Origin of the sequence: Sphingomonas phyllosphaerae (assembly GCF_036946485.1) — a bacterium.
Lineage (GTDB): Bacteria > Pseudomonadota > Alphaproteobacteria > Sphingomonadales > Sphingomonadaceae > Sphingomonas > Sphingomonas phyllosphaerae_E.
In genome coordinates this window covers 754,136-772,568 of record NZ_JAQIJA010000001.1, presented here as the reverse complement: position 1 = coordinate 772,568, position 18,433 = coordinate 754,136, and the positions used below count along the sequence as shown (strand labels likewise).

The 18,433-nt window shown below is 67.6% G+C and carries 24 protein-coding genes; 13 read left to right on the top strand and 11 right to left on the bottom strand.

Annotation, left to right across the window (positions count from 1 at the left end):
• Positions 1–48: 48 nt before the first annotated feature.
• Positions 49–957 (top strand): NAD(P)/FAD-dependent oxidoreductase, encoded by a 909-nt coding sequence (locus tag PGN16_RS03515; RefSeq protein ID WP_335308006.1) that lies wholly within the window; start codon positions 49–51, stop codon positions 955–957.
• Positions 958–1,082: 125 nt separating this feature from the next.
• On the opposite strand, the gene rimM is transcribed toward PGN16_RS03515, so the two are convergent.
• From rimM to PGN16_RS03490, 5 genes are all read right to left on the bottom strand, one after another.
• Positions 1,083–1,544, bottom strand: coding sequence for a ribosome maturation factor RimM (gene rimM, locus PGN16_RS03510; protein ID WP_335308005.1), 462 nt, complete (start codon positions 1,542–1,544; stop codon positions 1,083–1,085).
• A 1-nt stretch (position 1,545) separates the two neighbouring features.
• Entirely contained in the window at positions 1,546–1,683 is a 138-nt protein-coding gene (locus PGN16_RS03505) for a hypothetical protein (protein WP_335308004.1), read from the bottom strand.
• Between the two features lie 57 nt (positions 1,684–1,740).
• Positions 1,741–2,154 carry a 30S ribosomal protein S16 gene (gene rpsP / locus PGN16_RS03500; protein ID WP_335308003.1) on the bottom strand — a complete coding sequence of 138 codons (414 nt, stop codon included), beginning with the start codon at positions 2,152–2,154 and terminating at the stop codon, positions 1,741–1,743.
• Between the two features lie 122 nt (positions 2,155–2,276).
• Positions 2,277–3,785 carry a signal recognition particle protein gene (gene ffh, locus PGN16_RS03495; protein WP_335308002.1) on the bottom strand — a complete coding sequence of 503 codons (1,509 nt, stop codon included), beginning with the start codon at positions 3,783–3,785 and terminating at the stop codon, positions 2,277–2,279.
• A 420-nt stretch (positions 3,786–4,205) separates the two neighbouring features.
• Positions 4,206–4,760 (bottom strand): DUF924 family protein, encoded by a 555-nt coding sequence (locus tag PGN16_RS03490; protein ID WP_335308001.1) that lies wholly within the window; start codon positions 4,758–4,760, stop codon positions 4,206–4,208.
• A gap of 16 nt (positions 4,761–4,776) precedes the next feature.
• On the opposite strand from PGN16_RS03490, the gene PGN16_RS03485 reads away from it, so the two are divergent.
• The 3 genes from PGN16_RS03485 to PGN16_RS03475 are packed head-to-tail and all read left to right on the top strand — an operon-like array spanning position 4,777 to position 7,585.
• On the top strand, positions 4,777–5,955 hold the full coding sequence (locus tag PGN16_RS03485) for a MiaB/RimO family radical SAM methylthiotransferase (RefSeq protein WP_335308000.1): 1,179 nt from the start codon (positions 4,777–4,779) through the stop codon (positions 5,953–5,955).
• Complete coding sequence (ftsY, locus tag PGN16_RS03480; RefSeq protein WP_335307999.1) at positions 5,952–6,884, top strand: signal recognition particle-docking protein FtsY; 933 nt, start codon at positions 5,952–5,954, stop codon at positions 6,882–6,884. The genes PGN16_RS03485 and ftsY overlap by 4 nt, the downstream gene beginning before the upstream one ends.
• Positions 6,881–7,585 carry an inner membrane-spanning protein YciB gene (locus tag PGN16_RS03475; RefSeq protein ID WP_335307998.1) on the top strand — a complete coding sequence of 235 codons (705 nt, stop codon included), beginning with the start codon at positions 6,881–6,883 and terminating at the stop codon, positions 7,583–7,585. The genes ftsY and PGN16_RS03475 overlap by 4 nt, the downstream gene beginning before the upstream one ends.
• A 103-nt stretch (positions 7,586–7,688) precedes the next feature.
• Here PGN16_RS03475 and PGN16_RS03470 read toward each other — a convergent pair whose 3' ends face one another.
• The 5 genes from PGN16_RS03470 to pspF form a co-directional block, all read right to left on the bottom strand.
• Complete coding sequence (locus tag PGN16_RS03470; protein WP_335307997.1) at positions 7,689–9,017, bottom strand: PQQ-dependent sugar dehydrogenase; 1,329 nt, start codon at positions 9,015–9,017, stop codon at positions 7,689–7,691.
• Positions 9,014–9,436 (bottom strand): DUF2231 domain-containing protein, encoded by a 423-nt coding sequence (locus PGN16_RS03465; protein ID WP_335307996.1) that lies wholly within the window; start codon positions 9,434–9,436, stop codon positions 9,014–9,016. Before PGN16_RS03465 ends, PGN16_RS03470 begins: the two co-directional genes overlap by 4 nt.
• 134 nt (positions 9,437–9,570) lie before the next feature.
• Positions 9,571–11,694: a TonB-dependent siderophore receptor gene (locus PGN16_RS03460; protein ID WP_335308383.1), complete on the bottom strand. Its 2,124-nt coding sequence runs from the start codon at positions 11,692–11,694 to the stop codon at positions 9,571–9,573.
• Between the two features lie 226 nt (positions 11,695–11,920).
• Positions 11,921–12,532: a superoxide dismutase gene (locus tag PGN16_RS03455; protein WP_335307995.1), complete on the bottom strand. Its 612-nt coding sequence runs from the start codon at positions 12,530–12,532 to the stop codon at positions 11,921–11,923.
• A gap of 61 nt (positions 12,533–12,593) precedes the next feature.
• Entirely contained in the window at positions 12,594–13,643 is a 1,050-nt protein-coding gene (gene pspF, locus PGN16_RS03450) for a phage shock protein operon transcriptional activator (RefSeq protein ID WP_335307994.1), read from the bottom strand.
• A gap of 155 nt (positions 13,644–13,798) precedes the next feature.
• Here pspF and PGN16_RS03445 point away from each other — a divergent pair, with 155 nt between their 5' ends.
• From PGN16_RS03445 to PGN16_RS03405, 9 genes are all read left to right on the top strand, one after another.
• Positions 13,799–13,936, top strand: coding sequence for a hypothetical protein (locus tag PGN16_RS03445; protein WP_335307993.1), 138 nt, complete (start codon positions 13,799–13,801; stop codon positions 13,934–13,936).
• 86 nt (positions 13,937–14,022) lie between these two features.
• Positions 14,023–14,685: a phage shock protein PspA gene (pspA, locus tag PGN16_RS03440; protein WP_335307992.1), complete on the top strand. Its 663-nt coding sequence runs from the start codon at positions 14,023–14,025 to the stop codon at positions 14,683–14,685.
• A gap of 1 nt (position 14,686) precedes the next feature.
• Positions 14,687–14,968 carry an envelope stress response membrane protein PspB gene (gene pspB / locus PGN16_RS03435; protein ID WP_159759638.1) on the top strand — a complete coding sequence of 94 codons (282 nt, stop codon included), beginning with the start codon at positions 14,687–14,689 and terminating at the stop codon, positions 14,966–14,968.
• Positions 14,968–15,348, top strand: coding sequence for an envelope stress response membrane protein PspC (pspC, locus tag PGN16_RS03430; RefSeq protein WP_335307991.1), 381 nt, complete (start codon positions 14,968–14,970; stop codon positions 15,346–15,348). Before pspB ends, pspC begins: the two co-directional genes overlap by 1 nt.
• Before the next feature lie 24 nt (positions 15,349–15,372).
• Positions 15,373–15,663 carry a hypothetical protein gene (locus tag PGN16_RS03425; protein ID WP_335307990.1) on the top strand — a complete coding sequence of 97 codons (291 nt, stop codon included), beginning with the start codon at positions 15,373–15,375 and terminating at the stop codon, positions 15,661–15,663.
• A gap of 11 nt (positions 15,664–15,674) precedes the next feature.
• Complete coding sequence (locus PGN16_RS03420; RefSeq protein WP_335307989.1) at positions 15,675–15,956, top strand: hypothetical protein; 282 nt, start codon at positions 15,675–15,677, stop codon at positions 15,954–15,956.
• Between the two features lie 60 nt (positions 15,957–16,016).
• Positions 16,017–16,232 carry a hypothetical protein gene (locus PGN16_RS03415; RefSeq protein ID WP_335307988.1) on the top strand — a complete coding sequence of 72 codons (216 nt, stop codon included), beginning with the start codon at positions 16,017–16,019 and terminating at the stop codon, positions 16,230–16,232.
• A 29-nt stretch (positions 16,233–16,261) separates the two neighbouring features.
• The gene (locus tag PGN16_RS03410) at positions 16,262–16,495 is read left to right on the top strand and encodes a hypothetical protein (protein ID WP_335307987.1); all 234 of its coding nucleotides are present in this window, start codon (positions 16,262–16,264) and stop codon (positions 16,493–16,495) included.
• Positions 16,496–16,535: 40 nt separating this feature from the next.
• Positions 16,536–16,955 (top strand): SufE family protein, encoded by a 420-nt coding sequence (locus PGN16_RS03405; RefSeq protein WP_335307986.1) that lies wholly within the window; start codon positions 16,536–16,538, stop codon positions 16,953–16,955.
• Between the two features lie 118 nt (positions 16,956–17,073).
• Here PGN16_RS03405 and PGN16_RS03400 read toward each other — a convergent pair whose 3' ends face one another.
• Positions 17,074–18,381: a sensor histidine kinase gene (locus PGN16_RS03400; protein ID WP_443019570.1), complete on the bottom strand. Its 1,308-nt coding sequence runs from the start codon at positions 18,379–18,381 to the stop codon at positions 17,074–17,076.
• Between the last annotated feature and the right edge of the window lie 52 nt (positions 18,382–18,433).

Sequence of the window (18,433 nt, the reverse complement as noted above, 5' to 3'; positions counted from 1 at the left end):
TGCACGGCATGTATATACGGGCGGCCAAGCGTGCAAGGCGGAGGGTTCGTGGACGATTGCATCATCATCGGCGCCGGTCCGGCCGGGCTGACCGCCGCCATCTACCTGGCGCGCTACCATCTCGACATTCGGCTGTTCGACAGCGGATCGAGCCGCGCGGCGATGATCCCGTGCACCCACAATCATGCCGGCTACCCCGAGGGAATCGCGGGCAAGGACCTGCTCGCGCTGATGCAGGCACAGGCGGAAAAGTACGGCGCGCGGCGCGAGCAGGTGAAGGTCACCGGTCTGGCGCAAGAAGGCGACGACTTCACTGTCCGCACCGACCACGGCACGCATCAAGCGCGTACCGTCCTGCTCGCCACCGGGGTGGTGAACCATCGCCCCTCGCACCTGCTGCCCGAGGTGCATGACCCGGCGCTCGCACGCGGACTGCTGCGCTATTGCCCGGTCTGCGACGGCTACGAGGTCACCGACCGGCGCGTCGCCGTCATCGGCACCGGCGATCACGGGATGCGCGAGGCATTGTTCCTGCGCGGTTTCACCCGCGACGTGACGCTCGTCTCCCCCGAGGCCGAACATGCGCTCGACCCGGCATGCGCGCGGGCGCTCGACGACGCCGGGGTGGTGCGGATCGAGGGACCGTGCGGCGGCTATGCGATCGAGGGCGATCAGCTCGCCTTCGACACCGCGCGCGGGCGGCTGGCGTTCGACAGCGTCTATCCCGCGCTCGGCTCGCGGATCCGCTCGCGGCTCGCGGTCGAGGCCGGCGCGCGCGCCAGCGACGAAGGCTGTCTGGAGGTCGACGACCACCAGCGTACCAGCGTGCCCGGCCTGTTCGCGGCGGGCGATGTCGTGAAGGGGCTCGACCAGATCAGCCACGCGATGGGCGAAGCGGGAGTCGCGGCGACCGCGATCCGCAACCTGCTGGCGGAGCGAAGGCCGCTGCGCCGCTGAATTCCGTTCGTGCTGAGGAAGCATTGAGCGAAGTCGAAATGCTGTCTCGAAGCACCGGCCCTTGGAGACGAGGCTTCGACAAGCTCAGCCTCTCCTCAGGGCGAACGGAGAAGAGGTGAAAACGCTTACGGCTCGACGAAATCGGCTTCGATCACCAGCCGTTCGCTATTCCATTCCGGCACCGCCGAGATCGGCACCATGAAGGTCTTGCCGCTCGCGCGCCGGACTTCGACCACGTCGCCTGCGCCGAAGTTTTCGACCGCGGCAACGACACCCAGATCCTCGCCGGTCGTCGAAACCGCGGCGAGTCCGAGCAGATCGGCGTGATAATATTCGCCTTCGCCCAGCGGCGGCAGTGCATCGCGCGGTACGGTCAGCACCGTTCCGCGCAACGCCTCCGCCGCGGTGCGATCTGTGACCTCGGCAAAGCGCGCGATCGTGCCGTCCCGCAACTTCACCAGATTCAGCGCACCGTCGTTGAACGAGCGATGCGCCGCCAGATCGTCGGCGAACACCTTCAACCGCACCTCGCCCGCGACGCCATGTGCGCCGGTCACCGCGGCGAGCACGATCGCGCCGGGCGGCACCTCACTCGCGGTCGGGCGAGTCGCCGTCGCCGCCGGGGGCGTCGTCGCGCCCTTCGGCGGGGTCGTCGGCGGAGACGCCTTGGTTGGTCGCGTCTTCATGGTCCTCGGGTGCGGTGCGCGGATCGGGATCGGCGGTCATCATGCGCTCTCCTGTTCGAGTGAACGGGGCCAACGCATGACGACCACGATCGGATGCTTATTCGGCGGTCGCTTCAGCCTCGGCGGCCTCGGGCGCCGGAGCGTTCGCTGCCTCTGCCGCGGCTTCCTCGGCCGCCTTCTGCTTCTCGGCACGCTCCTCGGCGCGCTCTTTGGCCTTCTCGCCCGGCTCGGCCTTCTTCGGGTTGTTGCGCGCGGCGCGCTCCTTCACGCCGGCCGCGTCGAGGAAGCGGGCCACGCGATCGGTCGGCTGCGCGCCGACGCCCAGCCAGTGCTTCGCGCGCTCCGCGTCGAGCACGATGCGCTTCTCGTCGTCCTTGGCGAGCAGCGGGTTGTAGTTGCCGATCTTCTCGATGAACTTGCCGTCACGCGGGCTGCGCGCATCGGCAACGACGATGCGGTAATACGGACGCTTCTTCGAGCCGCCACGCGACAGGCGAATGCTGAGTGCCATTGTTCTTCCTTGCCTTCTAATCCGTCGCCCCTGCGGAGGCAGGGGCCTATCTCTGCTTCAACAATCGGCGCCCCTCGTCGTGGAGAGACCTCAAGCCCCTGCCTCCGCAGGAGCGACGATCGCTATCTCTTGAACTTGAACCCGCCGGGGCCACCCGGAAGGTTGCCGGGCAATCCGGGGAGCCCCGGTCCACCGCCCGGCCCGCCCAGCTTGCCCATCATGTCGCCCATGTCGGCGCCACCGATCGCATTGCCGAGCCCGCCGAGCCCGCCCTTGCCGAGCATCGCCATCATGCCCTTCAGGCCGCCCATCTTCTTGATCTTCTTCATGGCGGTCGACATCTCGAGGTGCATCTTCAGCAGCTTGTTGACCTCCTGCACCGTGGTGCCGGAACCCTTGGCGATGCGGATCTTGCGCTTGGCGTTGATCAGCTCGGGCTTGGCGCGCTCCTTGACGGTCATCGAGCCAATCATCGCGTCGAGATGCACCAGCATCTTGTCGCTGCCCGGCGTCGCGTCCATCGCGGCCTGCGCCTTCTTCATCCCCGGCAGCATCCCGGCCAGCGCGCCGAGCCCGCCCATGCGCTTCATCTGCGCGAGCTGGCTGCGCAGGTCGTTCATGTCGAACTGGCCCTTGGCGAGCCGGTTCGCCATCCGCTCGGCGTCTTCCTGCTGGATCGACTCCGCGGCGCGCTCGACCAGCGAGACGACGTCGCCCATGCCGAGGATGCGCCCGGCGACCCGCGACGGGTGGAACGCCTCGAGCTGGTCGAGCTTCTCACCGACACCTGCGAACTTGATCGGCTTGCCGGTGACCGCGCGCATCGACAGCGCCGCGCCGCCGCGCGCATCACCGTCCATCCGGGTCAGCACGACGCCGGTCAGCGGCACCTGCTCGGAGAAGTTGGTCGCGACGTTGACCGCGTCTTGACCGGTCAGCGAGTCGACGACCAGCAGGATTTCCTGCGGCTTCGCGACCTCGGCAACCGCCTTCATCTCGTCCATCAGCGCCTGATCGACGTGCAGGCGACCGGCGGTGTCGAGCATCAGTACGTCGAAGCCCTGCAGCTTCGCGGCCTGCACCGCACGGCGCGCGATCTCGACCGGTTGCTGCCCGGCGATGATCGGCAGCGTCGCGACCTCGACCTGCGTGCCGAGCGTCGCCAGCTGCTCCTGCGCCGCCGGGCGATTGACGTCGAGCGACGCCATCAGCACCTTCTTGGCCGAGCGCCCGGTCATCGAGCTGCTCGACAGCCGCTTGGCGATCTTGGCGGTGGTGGTGGTCTTGCCCGAGCCCTGCAGGCCGACCATCATCACGATCGCCGGGGGCGTCACCGCGAGGTTCAGCTCGGCGGCCTCGGGATCGTCGCCGCCCAGCATCTGCACGAGTGCGTCGTTGACGATCTTGACGACCTGCTGCCCCGGCGTGACCGAGCGGAGCACGTTCTGCCCGATCGCCTCTTCGGTGACCTCGTCGACGAACTGCCGCGCGACCGGCAGCGCCACGTCCGCCTCGAGCAGCGCGACGCGCACCTCGCGCATCGCCTGACGCACGTCGGCTTCGGTGAGCGCACCACGCCCCCGCAGCCGGTCGAAGACGCCGCCAAGACGATCGCTGAGGCTATCGAACATCGAAACTCCTTTCACCCGCCGCGAAACGCAAAATACGCCGGCGGGCGAAACCTCGCCGGCCAGCGTGCGCCACAAGAGCGCTTGATCCTTCGCGTTCCGCAACGGAACTTGGATGCGCCGTTAGACGAATGTGGTTGCGGAGGCAAGTTGGTTGACGCGAAGCCGCGCAGACGCGACGGTTTTTGGGTTCACGCGGAGGCGCGGAGGCGCGGAGAAGAAAGAGATGGGGATTCGCGCAGAGCACGCCGAGGACGCAGAGGTGTTCGACGGTGGCGATCGGGAGACACTTATGATCGCCGATTTCTGAGCCGGCGAGGCCGGCTTGCGACATTGCGCCGATCGCCCTCTGCGTCCTCAGCGTGCTCTGCGCGAAACCAACCTTCTTCTCCGCGCCTCCGCGCCTCCGCGTGAACCAACCCGCTACCAGCCCCCGCCCGCCTCCAGATACGCCTGCTCCGCAGTGGTCGTTTCACGCCCCAGCGCCGCATTGCGCGACGGGAAGCGTCCAAAGCGCGCGATCACTTCGGCATGGTCTCGCGCAAACCGGATATTCTCCTCGATCCCGAGCGCCTCGAACATCGCGACGCTCTTCGCCTGCCCCTCCGCGTCTTCGGCGTGCATCAACGGCATGTAGAGGAACACCCGCTCCTCCTTCGACAGCTCCGCGTCCCACCCACGCGCGATCGCCAGCTCCGTCAGCTCACGCGCCAGCGGGTCGGCCCTGAACGCCTCGCTCTCACCCCGGAACAGGTTGCGCGAAAACTGGTCGAGCACGATCACCGCCGCCAGCAATGTGCGCGGATCGTCCCGCCACGCCGCCGCCCCGCTCGCCAGCACCCGCTCGCGCAGCGCGCCGAACCGCTCCCGGATCGCCGCATCCAGCGCATCGTCCTTGGCAAACTGCTGCTCGCTGGTCAGCCCGAACCAGAAGTCGCGCACTTCGCGCGCGGCGGAGTCGACTTCATCCCTCGTCATAACTAGATCGCCCGCCATGTCCTTCTCCACCCAGCCAGAGGTCGTGACGCTCGGCTGCCGCCTCAACATCGCCGAAAGCGCGGCGATCCGCCAGTTGGCGGGTCGCGGGCAGGTGGTGGTGAACGGCTGCGGTGTCACCAATCAGGCGGTCAAGGACACCCGCACCGCGATCCGCCGGCTGCGCCGCGCGCGCCCCGATGCCGAGCTGATCGTCACCGGCTGCGCCTCCGAGATGGACCGCGACGGCTTCGCGGCGATGCCCGAGGTCGACCGCGTGATCGGCAATGCCGCCAAGCTGCTCCCCGCCACCTGGGGCGCACGCCCGAACGCGCCGCGCCCGATCCCGCAGACCCGCGCGTTCGTCGGCGTCCAGAACGGCTGCGACCATCACTGCACCTTCTGCGCGATCCCGCAGGGCCGCGGCCGCAATCGCGCCGAGCCGATCGCGGCACTGATCCCCCAGATCGCCGCGCTGGTCGACCGCGGACAGCGCGAAGTGGTGTTGAGCGGGGTCGATCTCGCCAGCTACGACGATCGCGGCGCGCGGCTCGGCGTGCTGGTCGAGCGGTTGCTGGCCGAGGTGCCGACGCTCGAACGCCTGCGCCTGTCCTCGCTCGACCCCGCCGCGATCGACGACCACCTCCTCGCGCTGCTCACGCAGGAGCCGCGCGTGATGCCGCACGTTCATCTGTCCGTGCAGGCCGGCGACGACATGATCCTCAAGCGGATGCGCCGCCGCCACACGCGCGGCGACGTGCTGCGGCTGGTCGAGCGACTCAAGGCGGCGCGCGACATCGCGATCGGCGCCGACCTGATCGCCGGCTTCCCGACCGAGGATGACGCGATGTTCGCCAACACGCGCGCGCTGATCGACGAAGCCGACATCACCCACGCGCACGTCTTCCCCTATTCGCCGCGCAGCGGAACGCCCGCGGCGCGGATGCCGCAGGTCGCCCCCGCCGTCGCGCGCGAGCGGGCCGCGCAGCTACGCGCCGCCGCCACGACACGCCTCGCCCGCCGCCTCGCCGCGCAGGTCGGCACCGTCCAGCCGGTGCTGGTCGAAAAGCCCGGCGACCGCGGCCATGCGCCCGATTTCACCGCGGTGCGCCTGCCCGCCCCTTCTCCCATCGGCGGCATCGTCGCGGTACAAATCACCGCCGCCACCCCCGACCATCTGACCGGACATATCGCATGAGCACGAGCTGGCACGACAAGCTGCTGGGCGGTTTCCGCCGCACCTCCGACCGGCTGGTCGGCAACCTCGCCGGGCTGGGCGGCGCGCGGCTCGACGCGGAAACGCTCGACACCGTCGAGGAAGCGCTGATCGCCTCCGACCTCGGCCCCGCCACCGCCGCCAAGGTCCGCGACCGGCTGGCCGAGGGCACGTTCGAGCGCAACATGGAGGAACTCGGCATCCGGCTCGTCGTCGCCGAGGAGGTCGAGAAGGTGCTGCGCGACGTCGCCAAGCCGATCGGCATCGACGCCTTCCCGCGCCCGCAGGTGATCCTCGTCATCGGCGTCAACGGCTCGGGCAAGACCACCACGATCGCCAAGCTCGCGCATCTGTTCCTCGAACAGGATTATGCGGTGATGCTCGCCGCGGGCGACACGTTCCGCGCCGCCGCGATCGGCCAGCTCAAGACCTGGGCGGAGCGGATCGGCGTGCCGATCGTCACCGGGCCGGAGGGCGGCGACGCCGCCGGGATCGTCTGGGACGCGGTCAAGCAGGCGACCGCGATCGGCACCGACGTTTTGATCGTCGACACCGCGGGCCGCCTCCAGAACAAGCGCGAGCTGATGGACGAGCTGGCGAAGATCCGCCGCGTGCTCGGCCGCCTCAACCCCGCCGCCCCGCACGACGTGCTGCTGGTGCTCGACGCCACCACCGGGCAGAATGCGCTGAGCCAGATCGAGGTCTTCAAGGAAGTCGCGGGCGTCACCGGGCTCGTCATGACCAAGCTCGACGGCACCGCGCGCGGCGGCGTGCTGGTCGCCGCGGCCGAGCGCTACGGCCTCCCGATCCACGCGATCGGCGTCGGCGAGCAGATGGACGACCTGCGCCCGTTCGACGCGCGCGAGGTCAGCCGGATCATCGCCGGGGTCGACGGGGGCAAGCAACGATGACCACGCCGCAGAACGACAGCCATGGCGGCGTTCGCGCGCTGGTCGATTACGGCCCGCTCGCGCTGTTCTTCGCCGCCAACTTCCTCGTTCCCGCCGAGACGGCGCGCGCGATCGTCGCGCATTTCACCCCGATGCTCTCGACGCTCAAGCAGGTCGAGGCGCTGCTGCTCGCGCGCGTGATCCTCGCCACGGCGGTGTTCGTGCTGGCCAGCATCGTCGCTTTGGTGATCGCCAAGGTGAAGCTCGGGCGCGTGCCGCCGATGCTGCTGATCTCGGCCGGGCTGGTGATCGTGTTCGGCGGGCTGACGATGTATTTTCGCGACCCACGCTTCATCCAGATGAAGCCGACGATCGTCTACGCCCTGCTCGCCGCGGTGCTCGGCTTCGGCGTCGCGACCGGGCGGCCGTTGCTCCAGCAATTGATGGGCAGCAGCTATCCCGGCCTGCGCGAGAGCGGCTGGCGACGGCTGACGCTCAACTGGGTGTGGTTCTTCGTCGTGATGGCGTTCCTCAACGAAGCGGTGTGGCGCGGCGCGGCGGTCGCGGTCGGCCTGCAACGCGGCTGGGACCTTTGGGCGATCTACAAGGTCTGGGTGGTGATCCCCGCGACGATGCTGTTCGCGATCGCCAACGTGCCGATGCTGATGCGCCACGGCCTGACGCTCGGCGACGACGCCCCGCCGGTCCCGCCGGAGGGGTAACACCCCGTCGTCCCGGACGTGATCCGGGACCCCGCTTCTTGCCCGCGTGTAGAAAGAAAGCGGGACCCCGGATCAAGTCCGGGGTGACGTGCACAATCCGGCGTCACCCGCGCGGCCGGTCCCTTCCCACCGCCGCGCTGGTCACCGCCGGCGTCACGCGCCACACCGTGTTCGACAGATCGTCGGCGATGAACAACGCCCGGCGCGGCGCATCGTAGAGCACCCCGACCGGCCGCCCGCGCGCCTTGCCGTCCGCGCCGATGAACCCGGTGACCAGATCGCGCGGCTCGCCGGCCGGGCGTCCGCCCGCGAACGGCACCCACGTCACTTTGTATCCCGCCAGATCCTGCCGGTTCCAGCTGCCGTGTTCGCCGACGAAAGCACCCTCGCTGAACGCCCCGCCCCAGCCGCCGCCGGTCACGAACGACAGCCCGAGCGCTGCGACATGCGAGCCAAGCGCATAATCCGGCGCCACCGCGGTCGCGACCAGATCGGGGCGTTGGGGATGCGCGCGCGGATCGACGTTGCGCCCATAATAACTGTACGGCCAGCCATAGAAGGCGCCGTCACGCACCTGCGTCAGATAGTCGGGCACCAGCCGCGGGCCGAGTTCGTCGCGCTCGTTGACGACGCTCCACAGCGCATTGGTGGTCGGCTCGATCGCCAGCGCGGTCGGGTTGCGGATGCCGGTCGCAATCGCGCGATGCGCGCCGGTCTGGCGATCGATCTCCCACACGACGGCACGGTCCTGCTCGACCTCCATCCCGCGCTCGCCGACATTGCTGTTCGAGCCGATCCCGACATACAGTTTCGACCCGTCGGCACTCGCCGCGAGCGACTTGGTCCAGTGATGGTTGATCCGCGACGGCAGCCTCGTCACCTCCGTCCCCGGCGTGGTGATGCTGGTGGCACCCGGCACATAGGCGAAGCGCTTGAGCGAACCCTGCTCCGCGACGAACAATTCGTTGCCGACCAGCGCCATGCCGTACGGCGCGTCGAGCTTGTCGATGAAGGTCGTGCGCAGCTCCGGCCGACCGTCGCCATCGGCGTCGCGCAACAGGGTGATGCGGTCACCGCCCTTGACGCTGGTCGTGCCGAGGCTCTTGATATAGCCCGCGATCACGTCCTTCGGGCGCAGCTTCGGCGCATGGCCGCCCTTGCCCTCCGCCACCAGCAGGTCGCCGTTGGGGAGCACCAGCATCTGGCGCGGCACCTTCAGGTCGGTCGCGACCGCGGTGATCGCAAAGCCCTTCGGCACCGTCGGGCGGGTATCGCCCCAGCCGGTCGGCTTGGCGATCTTCATCGCCGGGATCAGCGACGGTTGCTGGTCGGGCAATTGCGGGTTCGGCCCGGTCTGGCGGACGTCGTTTGGCTGGCTCCCACACGCGGCGAGCAGCGCCAGCGTTGCGAAGGTGGCGGCGACGCGGATCATCGCACCGTCTCCCGCACCACGACGCTACGCGCGCCGAGCGCCAGCCACCCCGCCGCCAGCACCGCGCCGCTCGACACCAGCGACAGCAACAGTCCGCCGACCCCGACCGACGCCCAGGCGTCCTGACTATGCTGGAAGGCGTTGACCAGCCCGGCAACCCACGCCAGCCCAAGCAGCAGCGGGTACAGCCAGGACGTGCGCCGCCGCAGCGACGTCCACACGCTCCATGTCAACGCCGGTGCACCGAACACCAGAGCGCCGGTGATCGCCCATGCCGCCATGTTCGACCATTGCATCTCGGCGCTGCCCAGATAGGTCAGGTCCGCCGCCAGCGCGGCCGGGAACAACGCGACCGGAAAGGCGAGCAACAGCCCGTGCAGCGGATGGATGCGCCATGGCGCGGCGGTGGGTGCAAGCATGAGGACCTCCGCGCGCCCGACGGCGGGCGCTCGAAGGGACAATGATTTCAGCCCCGCATGGTTGCTGGGCGCCTCATCGGCGCCGTTCGTGCCGAACCTGACGAAGCGCGCCGTGTCACGCTGCGGACGCGCGTCTAGAAACGCGCGCGCACCCCGATCGTCGCGGTTCGCGGCGCGCCCGGCTGCACCCACACCGGGGAATAGCTGTTCGCGTACCATCGCGCGTCGAACAGGTTGCTTACCGAAGCGAACAGCGTCGTCTCCGGGGTCAGGTCGATTTCGCCGAACACGCGCGCCAGCGTGTGCGCGGGCAGCATGAAACCGGTGCCGGTCTCCCCGCTGCGCACGCCGACATGTTGCACCCCGACACCCAGCAACGCCTCGCGCGCGCCGATGGTCATATGCTTGCCGATCTGCGCATTGGCATTGTGCCTGGGTATGTTGATGAGGGGATCGCCGGGCAGGATCTGGAACGAGAAATTGGGATCGAGCACCCGCGACCGCGCCTCGGCATCGGTATAGGCATAGCTGAGCAGCAGATCGACGCGCCCGGGCAATTGGCCGCTCACGTCCAGCTCGACGCCGCGGCTGCGCGCCTTGCCGATCGCCACGGAGAAGCCGGGGTTGATCGTATCGGTCGCCAGCACGTTTGCCTTGTCGAGTTGATATACCGCCAGCGTCCCGTTCAGCCGCCCGCCGAACGCCGTCAGTTTGACGCCAGCCTCGATCGACTTGCTCGTCTCGGGCTCGAAGACATTGCCGCGCGCATCGGTGCCGATATTGGCCCGATACCCCTCGCCATAGGCGGCATAGAGCGACAGCGGCGCGGCGAGATCGTACACGATGCCTGCCTGCGGGCTGAACCGCGCCCGGCTGCGGCGGCCTTCGGTGTTCAGCAAGCGGTTGTCGACGCGCAGCAGGAAACTGTCGACGCGGCCGCCGATCCGCACCTGAAGGCGGTCGGTCAGGCTGATCTGATCCTGCACATATCCGCCCAGCGTCCGCTGCACGTCGCGCCGGTTCGTGGTCGGCACCCCCGTCGGCACCGGCCAGCGCCCATAGACGGGGGCCCGAAGATCGATCGCATAGCTCTGCCGGTCGGTCGTGGCTGCGGTGACGACCGGACCGCGGAAGCGCGTAAAGAACTGGTCGGTGTCGAAATAGTCGACATCGCCGCCGATCAGCACCCGGTGCCGCAGGTTGCCGGTCATGAACTCGCCCGCCAGTTCGGCGCGGAACACGTCATGCGCGGAGGTATAGCGGCGCGTCCGCCGCTGCCGCGACAGCGTTCGCCCGTCGACGAACAACTTTTGTCGCGCGGTGGCGGTCTCGGCATCCGACGACGCGCCGGTCAGCCTGGTGTCGCGGTGGCTGGCGCCGAGCAACAGGCTCCACCCGCTCCCGAAATCATGCTGGAGCCGGAGCTGGTGCCCGAACGCGCGCGCGACCGTATCGCCGTCACCCGGTTCGCCAAGGAAGCGCGACCGCGGCACGGTGCGGAAATCGTTGTTCAGCACCACGATCCCGCGGTCGAACGGCACCGCGACGCGCGTCCATTCCATGTCATAGATGAGCCGCGTATGGTCCCCGACGCCCAACGCGATCGACGGCAGGAACCCCCAGCGTCGCTGGCTGATCGTATCGCGGAACGTGTCGCCCGCTTCGGCATAGCCGATCAAGCGCGCGGTCAGGTTACCGGTCAGCGCGACGTTCGCGTCGCCCTCCGCCCGCACGGTATCGAAGCTGCGATATTGCAGACCGACGGTACCGAACGTGCGTCCCAGCTCGGCCTGTTTCGTCACCAGATTGATCGATCCGCCCGGCTCGCCGCGCCCCAGCACCGCCGCGGCCGGGCCTTTCAGCACCTCCACGCGTTCGATCCCCGCCACGTCGCGCTGCCCGCTGAACCCGCGCCCGGCGTTGAAACCGTTGACCAGATACCCGCTGGGCAGATTCTCGTCCCCGGCGAAACCACGCACCGCGAAACTGTCCCACAGCCCGCCCAACGTGTTCTGCCGCGCCACCGAGGCGTTCAGGTCGAGCGCATCGGTGAGCCGCAGGATGTTGTTCTCCTGCAAGGTGCCTGCATCGATCGTGGTGATCGCCTGCGGGATCTCGCGCAAGGTAAAGCTGCCACGATACGGTTGCCGCACCGCCTCGACCGTCACCTCGTCGTGATCCGTCAGCGGCTCGTCTTCCGCAGCCGCCGGGGCCGGCGCGATCGACAGCGCCAATGCCACGGGCAGGCCACCGAACATCGCCGCCGGGCGCTTCAAACTACGCACGATCTCTTCCCCCCTTGCGTTCGCAGCGCTCCATGCAGGTGACAATATATCATTGTAAAGGATATCTTGTCACATCGATGATGATAACGGCTCGCCCTCAAAAGATCGTTAACGCCGCATCAACCACGATCGTCGACGCGCATGAAAAAGGCCCGGGGGAGCGTCCCCCGGGCCTCGTTCGTCAGCGCTGCGCGGGGCTTCAGCCGACCGCGGCTTCGTAGCGGCGCCCTGCCTCGTCCCAGTTCACCACGTCCCACCACGCCTTCAGATAGCCGGGGCGGTCGTTCATATAGGTCAGGTAATAAGCGTGTTCCCACACGTCGTTGCCCAGGATCGGCGTGCCCTTCTCCTTGGCATCGTCCATCAGCGGATTGTCCTGGTTCGGGGTCGAGGTGACCTTCAGCGCCCCCGACGAATCCGCGATCACCCACGCCCAGCCCGAACCGAACTGGCCCGCGCCCTTGCCGTTAAAATCTTCCTTCAGCTTGTCGAGCCCACCATAAGCGTCGATCGCCTCGGCCAGCTTGCCCGACGGCTGCGTCGAGCCCTTCGGCGCCAGGATCTTCCAGAAGAAATCGTGGTTCCAGAACCCGCCGCCATTGTTGCGGATCAGCGGCGGCAGCGACGAGACGCGCGCCAGGATGTCCTCGATCGACAGCCCCTCCAGCGACGGATCGGCAGCGACGCCCTCGTTCAGCTTGGCGGTGTACGCCGCATGATGCTTGTCGTGGTGGAAGGTCATCGTCTCCTTGGAGATGACCGGCTCCAGCGCGTCATAGGCGTAAGGCAGCGGCGGCAGTTCGAAAGCCATAAATCCTCCTCAAGGTTCGCGTCGGCAACGCGATGCGCCCCAAATGGCTCCGCCGCACTCGTTACGCAACCGCTCCGATCAGATCGTGTCGCCGCAGCGCGTGACGCAACTGGTCGTAGCTGAGCCCCAGCGCCTCGGCCGTGGCACGCTGGTTGAAGCGATGCTCGGCAAGCGACTTCGTCAGCAGTTCGCGCTCGAACAGCGCGACGCGGCTCTTGAAGTCGGACGGCCCGACCTCGCACGCCGCGACTTCCTCGTCCTCCTGCTCGGCGGGCGGCGGCGCGGAAGATGCAGGTGCAGGCGTCGGCGCCGCACGCTTCCCGTTCGCGCCCGAAGGACGATAGGGCGAGGCGAACGGATCGAACTCGATCGCCCCCACCGGCCCCGGCCGCTCCCAGCGGTACACCGCACGTTCGACGACGTTGCGCAATTCGCGCACATTGCCCGGCCAGCGATAGTCGCGCATCGCCTCCTCGACCTCCGGGGTGAAGCCCGCCCATTCGTCGCGTCCCAGTTCCGACGACATCCGCCGCCCGAAGAAATCGGCGAGCACCGGAATGTCGCTCTTGCGCGCGCGCAGCGGCGGCAGCGTCACCACCTCGAAACACAGCCGGTCCAGCAGGTCGGCACGAAACGTATTGTCCTCGACGCGATCGGGCAGATGCTCGTTGGTCGCCGCGACGATCCGCACGTCGACGCGCAGCGGCCGCGACGCGCCGATCCGCGTCACCTCGCCATATTCGACCGCGCGCAGCAACCGCTCCTGCGCGCCCATCGACAGCGTACCGAGTTCATCGAGGAATAGCGTGCCCCCGTCGGCCTCCTCGAAGCGCCCGGCGCGCGCCTTGGAGGCACCGGTGAAGGCCCCCGCCTCATGCCCGAACAATTCCGCCTCGATCAGTGTCTCGGGCAGGGCCGCGCAGTTCATCGTCACCAGCGGCTGGTCCCAGCGCGGGCTCAGGTGGTGGAGTCGCTCAGCGACCAGTTCCTTGCCGGTCCCGCGCTCGCCGATCACCAGCACCGGACGATCGAGCGCGGCGGCACGGCTCGCGCGCTCCAGCGCGTCGAGGAAGACGCCCGATTGACCGATCACCTGCGTGCTGCGCTTCATGCACCAAGGATTGGCGCATTTTGCCAGACGATAGCAACCATCAGTTTTTGCAATTGCCGCTTAAAGGGCGAAAAAGTCAGCTTTTCTGCGGATTTTCGAAATTGGCACGCCTCCTGCAATGCTTCAGGCAACAACGCATTCAGGGAGTTTCCACCATGACCGCCACCATCACCAACAAGCTCGCCGCCCTCGCCCTCACCGTCCTCGTCAGCGCCACGATGGTGCTCGGCGCGGTCGGCCCAGCCACGGCAATGGCGAACACCCCCACCGCTTCCGCGCACGCGACGGCGTGAGCGGAGGACGGGGTGCGGGAACAGACCCTCCCCGTACCCCGTCCAATCCGCTAAGAAGGCGCGAATACCCAAGGAGTCCGTATCGAATGGGCATTTTCTCCCGCACTCGCGACATCGTCGCCGCCAACATGGCCGAGTTGCTCGACCGTGCGGACGATCCCGCCAAGATGGTCCGCATCATCATCGCGGAGATGGAAGATACGCTGGTGGAGGTTCGCGCCTCCGCCGCCCGCACCATCGCCGATCAGAAGGAGATGCGCCGCCACATCGCCAAGCTGGCGGAACTGGAGGCGAGCTGGACCGAAAAGGCCGAGCTGGCGCTTTCGAAGGACCGCGAGGATCTCGCCAAGGCCGCTCTGGTCGAGCGCCGCAAGGCCGCCGACATGGGCGCGCAGCTTCGGGAGGAAGTTGCCGGACTGGACGAGGCACTGCGCTCCTCGGAAGAGGATATTGCAAAGCTTCAGAACAAGTTACGAGAGGCACGCGCCAAGCAGAACGCCATCGCGACGCGGCTGGAAAGCGCCAATACCAAGGCGCGGCTGCGCGAGATGTGGAACGGCCCCAAGACGCACGAGGCGTTCAGTCGCTTCGAGATCCTGGAGCGCCGCGCCGACGAGGCGGAGGGACGCGCCGAGGCGATGGGGCTCACCCCCCGGTCGCTGGAGGATGAATTCAACGAGCTGCGATCGAGCGACAAGATCGACGCCGAGCTCGAAGCGCTGAAAAAGCGCCTGAACAAGGAGGGTTGAGATGGATTTGACGGGCGTCATCGCCATTCTGGCATTCATGATCGGATTGCCGTGGCTGATCCTGCACTATGTGACCAAGTGGAAGACCGCGCCCAAGATGACCGGCGAGGACGAGCAATTGCTCGACGAGATGTACAATCTCGCCCGTCGGCTTGAGGACCGCGTCAACACGGTCGAACGGATCGTCGCTGCCGACAATCCCGACTTTCGCCCCGGCGTCGCCGACTATCGCTCGGCACCCGACTATCGCCTCGATCACCCCACGTCGCAGCGGAGGAACTGATGTCCGACAGCCGCACCCAATTCTATCTCGATCCGCAGAACGGCAAGTGGAAGGGCGTTTGCGCCGGGATCTCCGATTACGTCGGGATCGATGTCCTCTGGGTCCGTCTCGGGATCGCCGGGCTGACGATCGTCGCCCAGCAATGGTGGATCCTGCTCGCCTACATGGTCGTGGCCTGGATCGTCGAACCCAAGCCGACCGGTCTCTATCAGGATCATGACGACCAAAAATTCTGGCAGGGCGTCCGCGCCAATCCGAAGCGGTCGACCGCCGAGGTCCGCGCCAAGTTCCGCGACATCGACCGCCGGCTCGCCGACATCGAGCTGCACTACACCAGCCGCAATTCGTCGCTGGCCAAGGAAATCGACAGCCTGCGCTGAGCGGCCGCAAGAGGGAGACGTCCGATGCACGGACCGTGGTTCGTCCTTTCGATCATCGCGATCAGCCTGACCGCCTGGGTGGTCAACAATCTCATCCGTGCCCGGCACGGCTATTCGATCAGCGACGATTGGGGCCGCAACATCGAACGCAGCGATCCGCAGGCCGAGCGCCGGATGCACTTGCTGACCAGCGAGAACGAGCGGCTGGCTGGACAGGTCGGCCGGCTGGAGGAGCGGATCGCGGTCCTCGAACGCATCGCCACCGATCCCGCCGAGCGCACCGCCCGCGAGATCGAAGCGCTGCGCGACCGCTGAAGGAGGACGACATGCATATCAGCCCGTTTCTCATCCCCATCCTCGCGCTGCTGATCCCGATCACGGCGATCGTCGCCAAGCTGATCGTCGCACCGTGGCTCGATATCCAGCGCCGCAAGCTGGAGATCGACGCAGAGCGTACCGCCGAGAAGGCCGCGCAATATGCGGCGCAGACCGAGCGGCTCGAGGCGCGCGTCCGCGTCCTCGAACGGATCGCCACCGACAAGGGTGTCGCGCTCGCCGACGAGATCGACGCGCTGCGCACCGTTCCCGACCAGCGTCCACTGAACTGAACATCGTAGAAGAAAGAGGGAGGAAATATCGTGCCGTGGTCCGTAGCGATAATGGTGGTCATGATCGTGATGATCGTCACCATCGGGCGCGTCAGCCGGGAGAAATATCGGGCCGAGCGCGTACAGTCGCGGCTTCCCGAAACCGGCGCAGACCCGCGCGCCTATGACGAGATTCGTCAGCTCAAGGAACGTATCGCGGTTCTGGAGCGCGTCATCACCGATCAACACGGCCGCAGCGATCTGGAACGCCAGATCGAAGAGCTGCGCGGTCGCTGACCCCAACGCCAGCACAGGAGAAGGCAGCCATGTCCGATCCCCAGATCACCCTTACCCTCGCCGTCGCGTCGCTTGCCGGGCTGGCGATGCTGATCGTCGCCGCGCTGAACGGCTGGCGCGGCTGGCTCCAGCTCAAGAGCCAGGAGTTGCGGCTGGCCAGCGAACCCGCCCCGACGCCCAGCGCCGGCGCGCGGATCGAGATCGCCGATCTGAAGGAACGCATCCGCAAGCTCGAGGCGATCGCGGCGGGCGTCGATCTCTGAACGGTTGCGGGCGGCGCGCCGGGGCGGTAGCGCGCCCGGCATGACCGAAGCCGCTGCCACGCTCGACGACGTCCGCGACGAATATGCCTTCCTCGAAGGCGACGACCGCTACCGCCTCCTCGTCGATCTCGGCCGCGCGCTGGAGCCGATGCCCGAGGTCCTCAAGACCGATGCGACCTTGGTGCGCGGCTGCTCCGCCTCGGTCTGGGTCTATCCCGCGGTTCGCGAGGACGGCCGGCTCCACTTCCTCGCCGACAGCAACGCGCACATCACCAAGGGCATCATCGCGCTGGTACTGCTGACGGTGCAGGACCGCACGCCGGCCGAGATTCTCGCGACCGACATCGAAGGCGAGCTGGCGTCGTTCGACCTGAAGGCGCAGCTCAGCTCGAACCGCACGCAGGGCATCCCGAACATGATCGCGCTGATCCGCGAAACCGCGGCGCGCTACGCCGGCTGACTTCCTACGTCGTCCCGGGCTTGACCCGGGACCCCGCTTCTTCTTCAACGGCCGGGATCAAAGCGGGCCCCGGGTCAAGCCCGGGGTGACGCCTGAAAGATAACTTGTCGAACGCCCCTCACCCCGCCATCGGCAGCCGCAACCGCACCAGCAACCCGCCGAGATCCTCGCTCTCCTCCAGCGTCACCGTCCCGTCGTAGATCTCCGCAACGTCGCGCACGATCGCCAGCCCCAGCCCGGTCCCCGGCTTGCCGGTATCCAGCCGCACCCCGCGGTCGAAGATGCGGATGCGATCCGCCTCGGGGATGCCCATCCCGTCGTCCTCGACCTGGATCTCGACGAACCCGGCCTGCGCGCCGACGGTCACGAACACGCTGCCGCCGCCGTATTTCGCGGCGTTCTCGACCAGATTGCCCATGATCTCGTCGAGGTCCTGCCGCTCGATATGGGCAACAAGGTCCTTCGGCCCGCTCATATCGATCCGCACATGCGGGTACAGCCGCTGCACCGCGCGCTCGACCGATTCGACGCTCGGCCACACCTGCGCGCGGCTGTGCGCCGACCCGCGCCGTCCGACCGCGCGCGCGCGCGCCAGATGGTGGTCGACCTGCCGCCGCATCGTCCGCGCCTCGCGGATCACCGTATCGGCGAGATCGTCGGACTGCGCCGTCGCGGCATTCATGATGACGGTCAGCGGCGTCTTGAGCGCATGGGCGAGATTGCCGGCGTGGCGGCGCGCTTCCTCGGCCTGCGTCTCGTTATGCGCGACCAGCGCGTTCAGCTCCTCGACCATCGGCAGCAGTTCGAGCGGCATCGCCCCGTCGATCCGGTTCGACCGCCCGGCACGCATCTTGGCGATCTCCAGCCGCAAGCGCCGCAACGGCAACAGGCCATAGAAGGTCTGGAGCGTCGCCAAAACCGCCAGTCCCACGCCCAGTAGCACGAAACTGCGCACCAACGTGCGCCGGAGCACCGTAATTTGCGCCTCCAGCGCGTCCCCACGGCTCGCAACCTGGAACCGCCAGCGAACATTCGATCCCGGCAACGTCACGTCGCGCTCGATCACGCGCAATTTCTCGTCGGGAAACTGGCTGCTGTCGTATTTGCGCACCTCGGAACCGCTGTGCGGCTTCCCGTACGCCAGCTCCCTATCCCACAGAGATCGCGACGGAAAAGTCTCATGCCCCGGCGCGGACACCTGCCAATATTGCCCCGAATAGGGCTCAAGAAAGCTCTGATCCGCCGGCTGTCGATTAAACCGCACCTCCCCAATCGGATCAATCTCCGCCGACGCCAGCAACGAGCGCAGCACATATTGCAGCTGGTCGTCGGCGTTGGCGGTCACCGCGCCGACCAAAACGCGGTCGAGCGCGAACCCGCCGCCGACCAGCAGCGCCGAAATCCACGCGAAAGCGATCAGGATCATTCGCCGCGAGAGCGACCCGCTCGCCCGCGGCTTGCTGGGCTCGCCCTCGGTC

What these genes read in the sequence shown, in the direction of transcription:
- pspA (WP_335307992.1), top strand. Translation starts at nt 14,023, where the DNA reads ATGGGCATTTTCTCCCGCACTCGCGACATCGTCGCCGCCAACATGGCC.
- rpsP (WP_335308003.1), bottom strand. Translation starts at nt 2,154, where the DNA reads ATGGCACTCAGCATTCGCCTGTCGCGTGGCGGCTCGAAGAAGCGTCCG.
- PGN16_RS03490 (WP_335308001.1), bottom strand. Translation starts at nt 4,760, where the DNA reads ATGACGAGGGATGAAGTCGACTCCGCCGCGCGCGAAGTGCGCGACTTC.
- pspB (WP_159759638.1), top strand. Translation starts at nt 14,687, where the DNA reads ATGGATTTGACGGGCGTCATCGCCATTCTGGCATTCATGATCGGATTG.
- pspF (WP_335307994.1), bottom strand. Translation starts at nt 13,643, where the DNA reads ATGAAGCGCAGCACGCAGGTGATCGGTCAATCGGGCGTCTTCCTCGAC.
- PGN16_RS03485 (WP_335308000.1), top strand. Translation starts at nt 4,777, where the DNA reads ATGTCCTTCTCCACCCAGCCAGAGGTCGTGACGCTCGGCTGCCGCCTC.
- PGN16_RS03405 (WP_335307986.1), top strand. Translation starts at nt 16,536, where the DNA reads ATGACCGAAGCCGCTGCCACGCTCGACGACGTCCGCGACGAATATGCC.
- PGN16_RS03425 (WP_335307990.1), top strand. Translation starts at nt 15,373, where the DNA reads ATGCACGGACCGTGGTTCGTCCTTTCGATCATCGCGATCAGCCTGACC.
- PGN16_RS03455 (WP_335307995.1), bottom strand. Translation starts at nt 12,532, where the DNA reads ATGGCTTTCGAACTGCCGCCGCTGCCTTACGCCTATGACGCGCTGGAG.
- PGN16_RS03445 (WP_335307993.1), top strand. Translation starts at nt 13,799, where the DNA reads ATGACCGCCACCATCACCAACAAGCTCGCCGCCCTCGCCCTCACCGTC.
- PGN16_RS03420 (WP_335307989.1), top strand. Translation starts at nt 15,675, where the DNA reads ATGCATATCAGCCCGTTTCTCATCCCCATCCTCGCGCTGCTGATCCCG.
- ftsY (WP_335307999.1), top strand. Translation starts at nt 5,952, where the DNA reads ATGAGCACGAGCTGGCACGACAAGCTGCTGGGCGGTTTCCGCCGCACC.
- PGN16_RS03410 (WP_335307987.1), top strand. Translation starts at nt 16,262, where the DNA reads ATGTCCGATCCCCAGATCACCCTTACCCTCGCCGTCGCGTCGCTTGCC.
- pspC (WP_335307991.1), top strand. Translation starts at nt 14,968, where the DNA reads ATGTCCGACAGCCGCACCCAATTCTATCTCGATCCGCAGAACGGCAAG.
- ffh (WP_335308002.1), bottom strand. Translation starts at nt 3,785, where the DNA reads ATGTTCGATAGCCTCAGCGATCGTCTTGGCGGCGTCTTCGACCGGCTG.
- PGN16_RS03505 (WP_335308004.1), bottom strand. Translation starts at nt 1,683, where the DNA reads ATGACCGCCGATCCCGATCCGCGCACCGCACCCGAGGACCATGAAGAC.
- PGN16_RS03415 (WP_335307988.1), top strand. Translation starts at nt 16,017, where the DNA reads ATGATCGTGATGATCGTCACCATCGGGCGCGTCAGCCGGGAGAAATAT.
- PGN16_RS03400 (WP_443019570.1), bottom strand. Translation starts at nt 18,381, where the DNA reads ATGATCCTGATCGCTTTCGCGTGGATTTCGGCGCTGCTGGTCGGCGGC.
- PGN16_RS03465 (WP_335307996.1), bottom strand. Translation starts at nt 9,436, where the DNA reads ATGCTTGCACCCACCGCCGCGCCATGGCGCATCCATCCGCTGCACGGG.
- PGN16_RS03475 (WP_335307998.1), top strand. Translation starts at nt 6,881, where the DNA reads ATGACCACGCCGCAGAACGACAGCCATGGCGGCGTTCGCGCGCTGGTC.
- PGN16_RS03460 (WP_335308383.1), bottom strand. Translation starts at nt 11,694, where the DNA reads ATGTTCGGTGGCCTGCCCGTGGCATTGGCGCTGTCGATCGCGCCGGCC.
- PGN16_RS03470 (WP_335307997.1), bottom strand. Translation starts at nt 9,017, where the DNA reads ATGATCCGCGTCGCCGCCACCTTCGCAACGCTGGCGCTGCTCGCCGCG.